The 16,067-nt window shown below is 37.2% G+C and carries 10 protein-coding genes; 1 reads left to right on the forward strand and 9 read right to left on the reverse strand.

Annotation, left to right across the window (positions count from 1 at the left end; genetic code table 11):
- Positions 1 to 103: 103 nt before the first annotated feature.
- The gene (locus tag G3255_RS18925) at positions 104 to 877 is read right to left on the reverse strand and encodes an SDR family oxidoreductase (RefSeq protein ID WP_211656154.1); all 774 of its coding nucleotides are present in this window, start codon (positions 875 to 877) and stop codon (positions 104 to 106) included.
- A 503-nt stretch (positions 878 to 1,380) separates the two neighbouring features.
- Here G3255_RS18925 and G3255_RS18930 point away from each other — a divergent pair.
- Positions 1,381 to 1,998 carry a recombinase family protein gene (locus tag G3255_RS18930; protein WP_211656155.1) on the forward strand — a complete coding sequence of 206 codons (618 nt, stop codon included), beginning with the start codon at positions 1,381 to 1,383 and terminating at the stop codon, positions 1,996 to 1,998.
- A gap of 170 nt (positions 1,999 to 2,168) precedes the next feature.
- Here the strand turns inward: G3255_RS18930 and istB are convergent, their stop codons facing one another.
- The 8 genes from istB to G3255_RS18970 form a co-directional block, all read right to left on the reverse strand.
- Complete coding sequence (istB, locus tag G3255_RS18935; protein ID WP_211656156.1) at positions 2,169 to 2,888, reverse strand: IS21-like element helper ATPase IstB; 720 nt, start codon at positions 2,886 to 2,888, stop codon at positions 2,169 to 2,171.
- Entirely contained in the window at positions 2,888 to 4,390 is a 1,503-nt protein-coding gene (istA, locus tag G3255_RS18940; protein ID WP_182091930.1) for an IS21 family transposase, read from the reverse strand. Before istA ends, istB begins: the two co-directional genes overlap by 1 nt.
- Positions 4,391 to 4,633: 243 nt before the next feature.
- Positions 4,634 to 7,363, reverse strand: a complete 2,730-nt coding sequence (locus G3255_RS18945) for an AAA family ATPase (protein WP_211656157.1) — start codon at positions 7,361 to 7,363, stop codon at positions 4,634 to 4,636.
- Positions 7,353 to 7,904 carry an ABC-three component system middle component 1 gene (locus G3255_RS18950; RefSeq protein ID WP_211656158.1) on the reverse strand — a complete coding sequence of 184 codons (552 nt, stop codon included), beginning with the start codon at positions 7,902 to 7,904 and terminating at the stop codon, positions 7,353 to 7,355. Before G3255_RS18950 ends, G3255_RS18945 begins: the two co-directional genes overlap by 11 nt.
- A 3-nt stretch (positions 7,905 to 7,907) precedes the next feature.
- Positions 7,908 to 9,713 carry a dsDNA nuclease domain-containing protein gene (locus G3255_RS18955; protein ID WP_211656159.1) on the reverse strand — a complete coding sequence of 602 codons (1,806 nt, stop codon included), beginning with the start codon at positions 9,711 to 9,713 and terminating at the stop codon, positions 7,908 to 7,910.
- Between the two features lie 349 nt (positions 9,714 to 10,062).
- Complete coding sequence (locus tag G3255_RS18960) at positions 10,063 to 13,230, reverse strand: type I restriction endonuclease subunit R (RefSeq protein WP_211656160.1); 3,168 nt, start codon at positions 13,228 to 13,230, stop codon at positions 10,063 to 10,065.
- 22 nt (positions 13,231 to 13,252) lie between these two features.
- The gene (locus G3255_RS20340) at positions 13,253 to 14,461 is read right to left on the reverse strand and encodes a restriction endonuclease subunit S (protein WP_211656161.1); all 1,209 of its coding nucleotides are present in this window, start codon (positions 14,459 to 14,461) and stop codon (positions 13,253 to 13,255) included.
- On the reverse strand, positions 14,451 to 16,043 hold the full coding sequence (locus G3255_RS18970) for a type I restriction-modification system subunit M (protein WP_211656162.1): 1,593 nt from the start codon (positions 16,041 to 16,043) through the stop codon (positions 14,451 to 14,453). Before G3255_RS18970 ends, G3255_RS20340 begins: the two co-directional genes overlap by 11 nt.
- Between the last annotated feature and the right edge of the window lie 24 nt (positions 16,044 to 16,067).

The raw sequence follows: 16,067 nt of genomic DNA on the forward strand, positions 1-16,067 counted from the left end.
TTAATACTTCATCTTTCATATGTGGACTACTACCTTTATATAGTGTTCAGAGGTCGGAATTAAAAAACACCAAGATTCTCTCGTAGAGTCTTGGTGTTTGCCGTTATCTTTTAAATCCACCTTCTGAATTTATAATTTGACCTGTAATCCAAGAAGCATCGTCACTAACTAAAAACTTTATCGTTTTTGCAACGTCACTTGGATCTCCTAATCGACCGAATGGGAACATCGGCTCCAAGTATCTCTTTAATTCTTCTGTTATCCATCCTGTATCGGTTGGTCCCGGATTCACAGCATTTACAGTGATTCCCAACGGAGCAACTTCAGCCGCCAAGGTTATTGTTAAGGCATCGACTGCGCCTTTTGTAGTTGCATATGCTAATTCTCCTGGCATAGGTCCCTGAAACTGACCGGAAGTAAGATTGACGATTCTTCCCCCCACTTTTTTCTTAAAGCGCTTTGCAAACTCGCTACTGAGTAAGGTAGTCGCTCCAATATTCACTTTATAATGGCGATCCAATTCTTCAGCAGTCAAATTCGAGTAGTCATTGTTTGTTGAATATGTCGCATTATTAATCAAGAAATCAGGCGCCCCAACATCCTCTGATACTTTATCTATAAATTGCTTCAAAGTATCAAACCGAGTCAAATCTAATTCCATACAAGACACCTTTACCCCTGCTTCCGCTAATTCTTCTTTTAGTCTAGCTGGCTCGGTTGATTCCATACTCCAAGGCATACTTTTATCGTATTCTGTCCAATACGTAAAAAAGATATGACAACCATTTTTCACTAATTCACGGCAAATAGCAGCACCAATTCCTTTTAAACGACTCGCACCCGTTACAATAGCTATCTTTCCTTCTAACTGGTTCATTCTAATTTCCTCCTAATGAAGGCCACACAAAAAGGGTTTTTAGGAGATAAAGTTATCCCTTTGAAAGACGGAGATAAAACTGTTCTGTCTTTCAAAGATTTCAAAACCAAATAATGGAGACCTTGAATGATTGTAGACAGCAAAACAAACCCTCTATTTGAGAGTTAATCTTTACTATCCATTTAGCAAATCATTACAAGTTTTTCCACATTTGAATCTTTACCCCCTTTTCTATCTCCTTGCTTTTAACTTTAACAGTAGAGGAATTTTTTTTCAAAGATATTCATAATCTATAGTGAAAATTAAAAATACTAAAAAACTGGATAGATTTAAGCGTTCGTAAAAGTACACTTTTACGAACGGTTTTAAAATAGCCGAAAATCGCTCAAAAGTACGTTCGTAAATGTATCAAATGACTTTACGAACGTTCGCGCAATTACATATACTTTTACGAACGTTTATGGGGTATAATTTAAGTAAAGAAACGATTTATGAGGTGAATTATGGAACATCGCAAATTTGGCTACATACGTGTCAGCAGCAAAGATCAAAATGAAGGACGTCAATTGGAAGCCATGAAAAAAATGGGCATCAATGGACGAGATATCTATTTAGACAAACAAAGTGGAAAGAACTTCGAACGAGCGAACTATCAATTATTAAAACGAGTTATTCGGAAGGGCGACATTTTGTATATCCACTCCCTGGATCGGTTCGGCCGGAATAAAGAAGAAATCCTCCAGGAATGGAATGATCTCACGAAAAACATTGAAGCCGATATCGTCGTATTAGATATGCCGTTACTCGATACGACGCAATATAAAGACAGCATGGGGACATTCATTGCGGATCTGGTTTTGCAGATCCTATCGTGGATGGCAGAAGAGGAACGGGAACGTATCCGGAAACGTCAGCGTGAAGGAATCGAATTAGCCTTACGAAATGGAATTCAGTTTGGCAGGCCAGCAGTTTATGTTTCAGATGAATTTAAAGCGGTTTATAGAAAATGGAAAGCTAGAGAGCTAACAGCAGTCGAAGCCATGGAAGAGGCTGGAGTTAAAAAAACTAGTTTTTACAAATTGGTAAAAGCGCTCGAAGAAGAAACAGCTAACACTTTATAATAGAAGGATTGTTTTAAAAGTATAATTTATATCGAACAAACACTGGCTTTTATCTTGTTAGTAAGAAGGAAAGCATGCATGTAAAAAGCCTCTAACTGTTTTTGGCAAGTAAAAAATGCAGTGAATGGCAGTTAAAAATGTCGCTTGCCAATGCACCTTTTTCTACTTGTTCAATTTTGCAGTAAAGACTCTTTCATCCGATGACTCGGTCCTTTAAATACGACCAGATGGGAATGGTGAATCAATCGATCAATCACAGCTTCAGTAAGAATGGGGTCACCGAAAACATGGTTCCACTCCCCAAACCGTAGGTTTGTAGTGATAATCAGGCTATTTCTTTCATAACACAGACTGATAACTTGGAAGAGAAGTTCGGCTCCTTGTTTATGCAAAGGGATGAAGCCCAGTTCGTCTAAGATCAGTAAATCCAGTTTTTCAAGCTGCTTATGGAATCGACCAATTGTCCCTTTTTCGTGGGCATCTAGGAGCCGATTGACCAAGTTTGCTACCGTAAAGAACTTGATATTTTTAGCGGATGACTGAATGGCATTCAGTCCAATCACTGTAGAAAGAAAGGTCTTCCCAGTGCCCACGCCTCCGTAAAATATCAGATTTTCTTTCTTCGATAGGAATTCTCCCTCTAAAAAATAGTTTCTCGTTAGTCCCTGGGTATAATCAATTTCATCCCATATGAAAGGTACCGATGGGACTTCTGGAAGCTGTGATTGACTAAGTAGGAGATTCGTTTTTCGTTCCTCTCGCTGCTGAATTTCTTGTTCCATCAGCTTGAGTAAGAACTCTTCATTCGAAGTAGCTTCTACCTCATGGTAATGCTGGCGAATCCAGCTCAACTTTAATCTCTTCGCATATTCCTCAATCAGTGGTCCCATTAAGAAGCACCTCCTTTGTCAAAGAGCTGATCGTAATTACTTGCGCCTCTTACAATTGCCGGCATGACAGGAACTGAACCTTTACGAATCTCAATTTCTTTCCGCACGCCTCGCCCATTGATCAGTTGATAAAAGACCTGCTTAATTGAGTCAACCGAAGGATGGCCATATTCAGATGCGAGGGAAAGTGCTTCTGTCGCAATGGAGAAATCATGCTCTTTTAACAACACCGATAGAAGCCGCAAGGCTTGTTGCTTTTCAGGGACTGTACAAGCTTCCAAGTATTGTTGCCAATTTTGCGGGAGCTGTTCATAGAAGTCGGTATACTTGATTGCCATTGGCCGTTTGGCCATTAAGTTTAAGTAAGGCTGCCATTCCATTGATTTTTTCTGGTCTCCGTAAATGCGTACATGGCTAATGATTAATTCTTTCTCCGGCGTCATGATGTCGATGCGGTTGTAGGAAATCTTGGCCAACACCTTGCCTTTCGCAAAGCGCGGGGAAGTGGAATAAAGGCGATTATCCACTTTTAGGTAGCCGTACTTATCGGGCTTTCCTGACTCATACCGCACACATTCAAAGACTTTTTCCGGCAGTTGGAACAGCGCTTCTTGGTCTTTCAGATAAAGTGCCGAAAGCTGTTCTTCCTTCACGTAATGCTTTCGGTCGCGATCTTCTTCGGCTAATTGCCAAAACGTACGATTCAGGCTTTCCAAATCGCTAAATGGCAATTCTGGCAATAAGAAATTGTTCCGCACGTACTTGACCATAGCTTCTACATGTCCCTTTTCATTGCCACTCGCTGGATTACAGAATTCTGGGGTGAATCCATAATGGAAGACAAAGCGCTGAAATTCATCCGTTAAGACTCTTTCACCATGAGGCAAGATTTTCTTTACCGCTGGCGTCAAATTATCAAAACGGATGGCCTTCGGGACACCGCCTATGTAATGAAAGATTCTTTTCAGCCCTTCCAGGAAACACTCTCGATTCTGGGATCGGAACACTTGAAAATAAAAGGTATTGCTATAGGGAAATGAAAGAACGAGATAGGGAAGATCGATGACCTCGCCATTATGTATGAAGGGCGCTTCCCCAAAGTCCACTTGTGCTGTTCCTGGCTTAGCCTCCAACGGCAACGCCGATTCGGCAGCTTCCCCTAGCTCTTTTTTACGCCGGCTTACATAATCACGTACCGCACGGTACGATCCTTGAAAATTATGTTCCTTGACCAGTTGATCAAACATTCGCTTGGCAGTGCGTTGGAATTTCTTCTTTTTCTTTGAGTCGTCCAACAGCCACTGATCGATAATCGGTTTCGCAGCCCCCATCACTCTAGCTTTGCGACGCTGTATTTGCTTTGGTTCGTTCCAGTCTTCTTTATCTGCATATTTCTTAATCGTTCGGAAATCTAGTCCCATCTGATTCGCCACTTCCGAATATGTGCGCCTTTTCAGATTTACTTCTTGTCTGATATAATTTACGTCAGTCACTGTTAACACTCCTTATACCTCCCTGTAATTGTTAGCCCAATCACAGAGAGTTTAAATGTATGGGATGCTGTTGACAAGTGACTTTTTTTGTTCAAATAGCCTCCAGTGAGGCTACATAAATTAACTGCCAAAGACTACATTTTTAGAATGCCATAAACACTCTAACGAGAGTTAGAGGCTTTTAGTTTGAAATTGAAGTGTAACTCTTAAAATTTATTTTCTTAGTCGTGAATTTTTAAATACTAAAAGAGTTTAAAATGTTACTTCTTTTACTCTTCCCTCAATTAAGTTAGGGGCTTCTAAAAAGTAGACTCTAATATCTGATTTTTTATAGTCATTCTTTTTGATAAACAATTTCAAAAAATCCAGACTATGGGTTGAGAATAGCAATTGCTTATTTATATCGCCTAAAATATCACACATAGTATACTGATTAACATCATCCATATTTTGTATAGGATCGTCTATTGCAACAAAGTCTAAGATTCCTACATCTTGAGAATCATTGGCAACCAAAAATATTGCAATAGCTAAAGTATTTAATTGAGCAGAACTTAAAGTATATCTTGCATTCATGAACTCTTGGTTACCATTATTTTTTTTATAAGGAATGGTGATTGTTAAACCTCTTTTTGAATCATCTGAATTTTCAGTTAAAAAATGAATGTTTCCATTGGTCGTTGGCATTGGGTTTAAGTACCTGTAATATTGTTGTATTTTTGAATGTGGATCGTTTAGAAAATCTAACGCCTGTATTCCAACCTTTGCAGTAAGTCCTTTGATATAAGTATCTAACTCCTCGCCTTTTTCTTTCCATGTTTTGATATCCATAATAAGTTCTTTTTCTGTTTCTTCATAGCTAAGAAGTCTCTGTAGGCCTCCTCTCTTTTCATTTTTTTTAATACTCAATTCTTTTATCTGACTTAATAATAGGAATTTGTTTTCCAAATTACTAAGTTCATTCTTTAACTGCCTATTTATAATTGCAAATTCTTTATTATTGTGTGAAAATCCTTCCAATCTATTAATGCTTGAGATGTGCAAAGAAACGATATCACGATCTTTCTTTATTAATATTATGTCTTGATTGATTTTTTCAATCAATTTATCAATTCTCCGAATTTTACGATATAATGAATTTTTCTTGAACTCCAGTTCAACTTCAACTTCCCCTTCACTCTTTTTCAAATTTAGATTTTCTAATAATGTTTTAAAATCGTTCTCTAAAGAAGCAAGTTTCGATTTTTCACCAATAATCGCCTCTATACTCTGAACTTCTTCTATCAAACCGTTTTGAATTTTAACAATTTCATTTTTACTTTTATTAAATAATTTAAGATCAAATTGTATATTTTTTGAAATACTGTCTAAAGTATTGAGAGCATTTTCAAATACTCGTGTTAGTTTTTTTAACTCTAAAACATTTTTTTGCAGATCTCGTCTAAATGCTGACAGCTCATTTTCTATTTTCTCTTGCAATTCATAGGCTCTAACTACACGAAGTTCTAGATTAGTAACTCTAGATGTCTGAAGAGTAATGTTGTTCTGTATTTCTTTATCTAAACTGTCTCCAACATAACTAGAACATACGGGACATGTTCCATGTACATCGTTGCTTTTTACATAATTGGAGATTCCCTGTAAATACTGAATCAGTCCCTGTAAAGAGGAACTAGCATTGTTTTTAGTAAGCCATTTTTTCAATGATAAAATTAACTTTTCTCTACTTCTAATTTTTCTTTCTAAAATATTTACTTCTTTTTGAATTTCTTTATTCATATCGGGTGTCTCTTTATATTCTTTTTCAAATTTATGATAATCATCTATGTAGAGTAACGTAAAATTTGCTACTTCTAATTTTTTTCTAGAGTTTTTTAATTTTTGTCGAAGTTCTTCATTATCTAATTTACCTAGTTCTTTTTTATTGATGTCAGCACGAACTTTATCAATTTCGCTTCTTTCTTTTTCAACTTTAGTGAGTAATTTTTTCTCTTCACTAATTTTTTTAAAAGTTGACTCTATCCCTTTAATCTCTTTTTCAGCGGATAGCTTACTTTCTTCTGCTTTTGCAACTACATTTATCTTAGAATCATATTTATCGTCCAAAATTAATTGCTTAGCTTTTAAATCATTATACTCATTGAACTCTAAAGGAATATCCTTAAATACACTCAATATTTTTTTGTTCTTTACTATTGCTAGATTTGTGTTATTTACTTCTGCATCGATCATAGTCAAGTTAATGTCTTTTTTAATACTTTCTGATTCAGATTTTTCAAGACTTTCAACTATTTCACTTATTCTATTTTCAAGCTGAATAGATTCTTCTCTATCCGCTATATGACTCTCAATTAACTTTCTATTATTATCAAGCTCTAGCCCTAAGCTTTCATGTGTACTTTGAATAATTGAATTGGTTGTTTTTAAATTATCTATAAAGTTAGTTACCTTGTTAATTCCCATAATACTTGCTAGAGAATCAAATCGATCTCTTGGGTTACTACGAATAAAGTTAGTGATTTGATCCTGTGATAAGACATAAGATTGTTTGATTAATTTCGCGCCGTTACTTTTTTCTTCTTTATACTTAGATAGTTCTTTTTCCACATTTTTTTGTCCTTGGGTTATCAAAACTCGATTTTCGCTTTCGCAGTTATAAAGACTTACACTTGTGTATTTGCTATTCGCCGTATATTTTCTAAGAAGCTGATAATTATCATAATAAAGTGAAACATAACACTCAGGCTCTAAATCTTCTTTAGCTTTATTATTTATACAATCATTATTGCTGAACCCAACTTCTCCATCTTGTGTTTTAAAACGCTCAATCTCATTTGTGATACACCATTCTATTGCATCAAAAAAGGTGCTTTTTCCATATCCATTTTCTCCATATAATATAGTGATATTTTTGTCTAAATTAAAACTATACTTTCCACAAAAGTTACGAAAATTATAGATTTCAACCTTCTTAATCCTCATGATATCTAGCCTCCTTCAAAATTTTCTTTCCTAATGTCTCTCTTAACTTTTTATAGGAGACTTTACCGCCAAATTGAAGAGTTAGCTCTTGCACTAAGATTACTAATTCTTTAACGTTCTCGGAACCTTGATATTCATCTTCTAATATTTTTTTGGGTTTTACGTTTTCTGAAATTGTATCATCTAAAAATGGAATCCTATTAATATCTGTTTCACTATAAATAACATATTTTCTTAAGGCTGTTGTATCCTTTTCTACGGTTAATATTAAATCAACATTTTTTTCTATTGATTCCTCTGGACAAATTAACATATAAGAATTCCAAATATTTATTCCCTGACTCTCCGCTAGCTTTTCTCTAACTCTCATGGTGTCAGTAATTATATCTTTTGCTTCAACATCACTATTGTACGGCTTAACAAATACATTAATATGTTCTTTACTAAAAGCTACTACTCCCAGAGCTGCAGTCCATTCAAATTCTTTATGTAAATATTTACAAGAATAAAGTCTATCCTTAACCAAATTATATGCTAGCAATTATTATTCACCTTCCTTATTTAATTCTTTCCAAAGTTCAATCAGTCTATCTTTAAAAATTAAAAAGTCGTCATTATCTTGTCTGAGTTTTGAAGACTTAGAATCAACCACATACCAAGGGATTAGAAGAAATTTGTAATTAACTTCATTCATAGATTCTTCAGATCTACCTATTTCTGGAATTATTGGTTTTTCTAAAGAAATAGTTTCCATGTGACTATTCGTAAAATTTACGTCATCGAATCTATAATGTAAGCCGTGTATTATAACTTTATTAGCTGTATTTACTCCCATTAATAATAAATCAGCATGTGAACTGCCATGAAGTCTGGTGATTATCCCATTTAGTTTTTTTACAACATCTTCATAGTAATAGTCATCTTTAATTTTCAGTAACGTTAAATAGTGTCCTCCTAAAGAATCAACAACTTTCTTTGCCAAAATATCTTTATGTTTTGAAGAAAAATAAACTTCTTCGTTTATGACGCTCAATAATAATAAAATCACAGTTAATGCATAAACAGATTCTTCTTTAAGAGATTTGTGCATTTTAACATGAAAGTCTATTGACTCCTCGCGCCCTTCATAAAATCTACTTATAAGTTGAAGCACAGTTCCTCCTTCTTCAATATAATTATAAAATTTTTGTTTTACAGATAGAGCAATCTGTTCGAAGTTTTCAGAGTGCTCTGGCTTAGAATTTAAAACTTCGTGCAGAATTTTATCGAATGCATTATCAATATACTTTTTATTACCAGCAACTTCGCTAAACTCTTCTGAGTATGTTATTGCCTTTTTCAGCAATTTTTTCTCCAAACTCATTGCCCTTTCTTGGTCAATAAACAATACTAATTTATCATCTCTTTCAGAACAATTAGCAATCATTTCACCAATAAGCCAATTAATATCGTCGTCTACTATAGTTGCTCCAGCTTCTGTCTTAAGCTTTTTACTTAACAAATCCCCCAACCTTGTGCGAATAACGTCTCTATAGCTACTTAGATGATCTCTCTGTTCTAAAATTTGCGTTCTACCTAGTAATTCTTTAACAGACATATTTACATGACTCTCATAATCAAATTCTTTACCCTCATTATTGAAAACAGGAAGGGAAAGGTGCTTTAAAAAGGGGTCGTCATCTTTTATTTCAATATCTGAAAATAGTTTATTCTCCCTATAATGGTTTATATTTTTAGTTTCAGATTTTTTCGGCATATGTACATGAAATGCGAAGTTAGTAATGAGTTGAAATTGTTGTACTATTTTCGGGGAATTTTCAAAAATTTTGGCATTTAAGAATAACTTGTCTAACCAACTATCATTAATTTTTAGGAGACCTTTTTTACCGTTTTCAAAGACGAATTCTTTGTTTGTTCTAGCGCACAATTCACTTGTATATAATTGAACCGGATTTTGACTAGTTTTGACTTGCACGAAACGTACACACGATTGATCTTGATCTTCATCTTCCTTACACAGTACGATATCGTCATGAATTTCAAAAGCCATAAAACTCCATTTACCTTCAGCCAATTCAATAATATAATCAATTGCTACGAGAAACTGATAATAGAATCCAAATAACGCATTTCTTCCTCCGTCTTCTTTAGGAGGTGTGCTTAGTAAAGTTTCGTATACTTCTTTAACTTTTTCGTACGGTTCTTCACATTTATCTCCGGCTATTTTATTTTTTAAAATATGTTTTTGATTTGCATTCAATCCACTTTTTTGAAGTTTTCTTTGTATGAGCTCTTGCTTTATTTCAATATTTTTTTCTGGATTATTATCTATAGAAGTTTCCAATTTCATAACCCCACCTTCCTTTTACTTCTAATATTAACTTAATTTAATGTTTTCTGTTCTTTCAGTCTCTTAAAACAATGATACTATAATAAAAACTCCTTGTTATAGACTCTGAGTATGGCATGTGTTTTAAATTCTTATTTATATCATTCTTCATTAAATCTCCCAGTGAATGTCGTTTGATTTAAAAAGTAACTAATTGAAAATCTATACTATATAAAGGGTGTCATCAAATAAGAATGTTGAGTTAACATATATATATAATAAACCTCAAAATCCTTGTACTCACAAGATTTTTGAGGTTTATTATTATTTACAATATTGCTTCCGCGAAATTTACTAAACTCAAATGATTTTATCGTAACTCGTCACCTAAGGACACAACGACCTCATCAAGCACCTTGGTCCACTGACGCTTCATTTCTGGACCATATTTTAAGGGGCTGACCCCTGGGTTAACCTTTTTGTATTCAGCAAACTGTTTACTCTCTAGGATTCCGCGAATATTGGGAATGGGCTGCGTCCCGACTACGTATTGAATGGCCGATAAATGCAGCTCGCTTTCTGAGACAAACCACGTGTCCGCAAATTCCTGAATTGCTCGGTCAAACGATTGCGTGAAGAAGCGTCGTTTCACCACAAACACATCTTCATTTTCATCCACTTCACCCGTATCGATCGCATTCAAAATCCCACGGTATACTTCTTTCACCACAGTTGATTTGTTGAGTTTTTGTAAGGCTGCTTCAATCTCTTCACGGACGTCTTGGTTATTCGCGGCGTATGTTTCCAGCAACAAGTTGATATAAGCCGAATCGATGTCGTATGTTGTGCTCGCATTCTCCCCATAAAACTCAATCTCGGAGAAGTCTGGATCGGGTTCATCGCCGTCTCCCGGTTCTATGTCCTTCATTAACGAACCTTTCACCGTATTGTACGTTCCGACATAAGCTTCTAGTGTTTCAACTTGCTCGCGTAATGCAGCGGATTTCTCCATATCGTCGTTGTAATCATCGTAGGTCACCAGGGCTTCGTAGGCGTTACTCAACTCTTGGAAAGCTCCGATAAACTGGATACGCTCTTCAATCGGTGAATGTTCGTCGATTTTCGACGGATCTGGCACTTTCGCAATTAGTAATTTGTGTGCTTTTTTGAAGCGCTTTTTCGACTCGTCATACGTTGGGTAAACCAATTGATTTTCTTCTTGGGCTTCGGAATATAACTTCGTGGCAGCTCGCACATTCTCTTCCATCGTCACAGGTTTTCGGAACGTCACAATCAATCCTTTGGTCTTTCCAGGGTAGGTTCTATTAGTTCGAGAAAAGGCTTGAATTAGATTCGCGTAACTCAAGTTGCGGTCCACAAACAAGGTTTGAACCGTCGGTGCATCAAAGCCCGTTAACAGTCGATCCACGACGATGACCAGATCCACTTGCTTCCCGACCTGTTTAAATTCTGCCCGTTTCCGTGCTAACCGGTTGTTGATATCCCCATTGTAGCGATTGATGTCTTCAATCGACCATGAGGTGTTGTAGTAGTCGTTGTACTCCTGAATAATGTCCTTCATTTCATCTTGATTTTCCTTCGAATCCTCTTCATTTTCTTGCAACGAATAGGTAATCGCAATCCGCGGAAAATCAGGATCTTCAATCGTTCGTCCTGTTCGAATCGGATGCCCTTGAAACTCCTTCGTCATCCAATTTGGATCGGCAGTCATCTTCTTAATGGCTTGGTAATAGCGCTTGGCCATCTCAATCGAACTAGTTGTGAGGATCGCTGATTTCTGAGGACGCCCATTTTGAAAGTCGAATTTTGTATAGGCATTATCCGGACGGAAAATTTTGTGCAGTACTTTTTCAATGTGTTCGTCTTTTTCATAGAAAGTGGCTTCCAGATACGCTTCCTTTTCGAGCCCATCCATCTCGTCAATGTAATCATTCAGTTCGTTATCGCTGAGCTCTGAGAATTTTTCTTGTGGCCCCAGCTGACTGTAAATGTAATTACTAAGGGACGTCGGTTCGATTGTGTCTTCATGTTCCACTTGAAAGCCGAGGACCGCACCATCATCAAGGGCATTTTTAATGGTGTACGTATGTAGTACTTCACCATATTGGTCATGCGTCGTGCGCGCCAAGCGACCCTTGGCTTGCTTTTTGTTTTCTTCAAAAATCGGTGTACCGGTAAAGCCGAACCATGTGGAATTGGGGAAGAATTGCTTGATGCCTTCCATGCCTTCAGCACTTAACGCTCGGTGGCACTCATCCACCACAAAGACGATGTGTTGACTCATCAGCTTGTTAAAACGCTGGGATCCTTTGTCGGCTTCTTGTTTCTCGGCATACCGCAACGCATTTTCTAGCTTTTGCCGTGTGGTGATGATCACGGTATTCGAATTGGCACTCGATAGTAAGGTATCGCTCAACTCTTTGGAACTTCCTGTCCCGACGATTAAGCTGTTCGATTTGGCTGTACCGGACGAAATGCCCGTATTGAATTCAGAAGCAAATTTGGTGAATTCCGAGGTCGTTTGACTATCCAAGTCTTTCCGGTCAATCAGCATCACGGTGCGGTCGATGCCGGGCTTACGGGCAAGAAGCTTGGTCGAGACAAAGCTCGTTAACGTTTTCCCTGAGCCGGTAGCATGCCATACATAGCCGGATTGATGTTTCACTGCTGAGGCGAACAATGCTTCGATTGCGTGGATCTGATACGAGTGCAGGACCATGAGCGCTTTGTTGTCTTGGTCTTCACTGACAATCGTGTAATTCGCAATCAACCGATGCGCATCGGGAATATTTAAGACTTGTTTGACGAATTCATAGAGATTGTCTACTTTTCGATTATCTTTCGTGCGCCAGCTAAAGAGAAATTTCTTGTGCATATCTTTTGGCAACGCATTCGCAAAATAACGCGTAGTTTGTTCATTTGAAATGACAAACAACTGAAGCGTGGCAAAGATGTTGTTTCGGAACATGCCTTCTTCTGCGTATTTTTTAATTTGATTGTACGCTTGGTACACACCGTCTTTGGAGGTGGCTTGTTTCAATTCGATTTGCACAATCGGCAAGCCGTTAATTAACAACGTGACGTCGAATCGGCGATCACGTCCATCGTCGTCCACTTTTTGTTTCGCGATTTGATGAACGACCTCGTACGTAGAGATGCCTCCCCCGATGTCTTGATTGGAATACAAGACCAATGACAGAGATGGTAGGGAACTATCTTCACGCTCCAAGGTAATGCGCGCAATGCCATTCTCTCCTTTGAGCCAGCGCGCCGCATCAAAAGGCGTTTTCGTTTTCGACAACAGTTCGGTTTTGATGGTCTCGAATTCTTGATCGGACAGTGGGTGTTCACCAAGTTCCGCCAAGTTATTTCGCGTAATCTTCGACCGTAAATTCTGCCACAAATCTTCTTCGGATTTGAGGTCCGGACGATAATTCCACTGATTATGTCCTTCGCCGAGGACTTGAATCAAACGACGCTCAACTTCGACTTCATCGGTATGTCGTATCGTGGTCATGGGTTTCCTCCTTTTGGTTCGGTTAGACGAACATTTTTTGCAGGAAGGCTTTTTTAGTTTTTTTTAGGGCGTCGAGTTCTTGTTGTTGGAGCGCAATTAATTCGTCTAATTGTTTAAAGAATTTACCGATTTGAATTTGTTCTTCGAGATTAGGTAGAAATAGATTCATCTCTCCTAAAACCCTTCCTGAAATCTCTTGAAAAGTTGATCCTGCCGCATTTTTCAAAGCGTACTCCTTTATCTTAGAACCTAAAGAATATACAAAATAAACATCGTAATCATTATTGATTACCAAAGATTGAAAACCTTGGTTAGTGGCTGCATCTTTTTTCAATATAGCCATATCACCAATTCCCGCACGTGAAGTAAACAAAATTGTTTTATTAGCAGGTAGTAATTTAGCAGAACTCTTTTTTAATCCAAGTTCAGTTATTTTTCGTTGGCTACCGAATGCATATATTTCTTTCCCGATTTCTGTAGGTGAATACCAATCAATATCGCCATTCCAATATTCGCTCGTCCCTGATTTTGGCGTGCCTCCACCAATAATCTCCACTACTTCATTTAACTTGTGCAACTGCCATCCTTCATTAAACCCAGGAAAACGAAGTTCTGGCACAGCATCTCCATCTTTTGGGAACATTTTTTGCAAGAAGCCTTGCTTAGTTTGTTTGAGCGTGTTGAGTTCTTGATGATGAAGAGCGATTGTCTCCTCTAATTGGGTAAAGAACTCACCAATTTTATTTTGTTCTTCAATAGTGGGAATAAAAAGTTTGTATTTTTGAAGCACATTATAGTAAAGGCGGACTCTAGTTCCTCCTTTCTTTTGCATATGAGAAAATCTAGAGAAGCCTTTAGAATAATTTAAATTTCTTATAATAAATTCATCATTCGCTTTTTCGTTAGTTGTGAAGACCGGATATTCTTTACTAACTAAAATAGGACTCTTCATAATATTTTTATTGAAATGAAATGTTGAATCGTCTGACATATGACGATAAGTAATATAGTTTTCTGGAACAAGATGAAAGTCTAGAGACGTATTAATACCACTGCGCTCACCTTTAAAATAATCATTTTGAAGAAATAACCCTTTTCTTGAAGAAGTAGCAATAGGATAATCTGATCCTTTTACAATTTTATTATGTTCTATTAGAAGCTCTCCTATCTCAACTTCTTTCCAATTTTGTTTAAACTCATTAAATCGAATTTTAGGAGTTCTACTTTTCACGTTTAAACACCTCTAATGCACCCTTAATCCACGTAGTATTTTCTTCGTCATATTGTAGAGAAGAAATCATCTCGTAAAGATCAGATTCAAGTTTTTCTTTTTGTTTTCGAATATCATGAATGCTCGCACCGATTGTAGCCATGTCAGTAACTTCTTCTTCTTCAAAAGTGTCTACATATCTAGGGATATTTAAATTGAAATCATTTTCTTTAATTTCTTCAAAACTCGCTACATGAGAGTACTTTTCAATGCTTTCTCGGTTTCGATATGTTTCTACAACCTTATCGATATTCTCTATCGACAACTTATTCTGGTTCTTTCCTTTGATGAAGTCATTGCTTCCATCGATAAACAGTACGTCTCGTGTTTCTCTATTTTTCTTCAAGATGATTACGGTCGTCGGAATCGATGTACCAAAGAACAAATTCCCAGGCATGCCGATAACAGCATCAATACTGCCATCTTCCAACAATTTCTTTCGAATAATTCCTTCTGCAGCACCCCGGAACAGTACACCATGTGGTAACACAATTGCCATCGTTCCCGAGTCTTTCAAGTGGTAAAGCCCGTGCAAGAGAAACGCAAAATCTGCTTTCGACTTCGGTGCCAATTTTCCAAACCGGTTAAAGCGTGAATCGTCTAAGAACGTATCGTCTGCAGACCATTTCGCTGAATAAGGCGGGTTCATTAACACCGAATCAAACGTATACGGTTCATCTGTGGGCCAGTCCTTGTTCAATGTGTCGCCATTGCTTAAGCGCATATCTTCTTTATCGACCCCATGCAAAATCAAGTTCATTTTGGCCAGGTTAAAAGTTGTCGTGTTGAGTTCCTGTCCGTGGTATTTCACATTCTCTGGATGATGGATGTAGTTCCGGACATTCAACATTAAGGAACCGGATCCCATCGTTGGATCGTATACGCTGAATAACTGTTTATCTTCTTGTCCCATCGCAGCAATCCGCGCCATCATGACCGATACTTCATGAGGCGTGTAGAATTCCCCGGCTTTCTTGCCAGCTTCTGAGGCGAATTGGCTAATCAAGTATTCGTACGCATCCCCAATGACATCTCCGCCGTGTCCTAATAGGTTAATAGGATTCAATTTCTTGATGACTTCTGTAATCGTGATGTTTCGTTGCTGTGCATCGGATCCCAGTTTTTTAGAAGTTAAATCCACATCATCGAATAAGCCATTGAACTGGTCGTATTTTGTCGACAAGTCAATGAAGGCTTTATTAAGGTCGTTTAACTGAAATGTGTTTTGTTTCGCTTGGTTTGTCAAAACATTGAAAAGGTACGCAGGCTCAATGTCATAGCCCAAAGTGTCGACCAAGGTTTCAATCAAATCACTCTTGATATCTTCATCAGCTAATAATGTCTTATATAATTCTGTTTGCTTGTCTGCTGTGTAGTATTCTTCTAATGATTCCTCTGAGAGTTCCACCACTTTTACCAGTAGTCGATCCGAAAGATACTTATAAAAAATTAGACCTAATAAATAGTTTTTGTATTCTGATGCGTCCATTTTGCTGCGTAAATTATCTGCAGCACTAAATAATATTGTGTTTAAGTTACTCATGTTCTATTCCCCACTTTTCTTATC

It is taken from the genome of Planococcus sp. MSAK28401, assembly GCF_018283455.1.
Lineage (GTDB): Bacteria > Bacillota > Bacilli > Bacillales_A > Planococcaceae > Planococcus > Planococcus alpniumensis.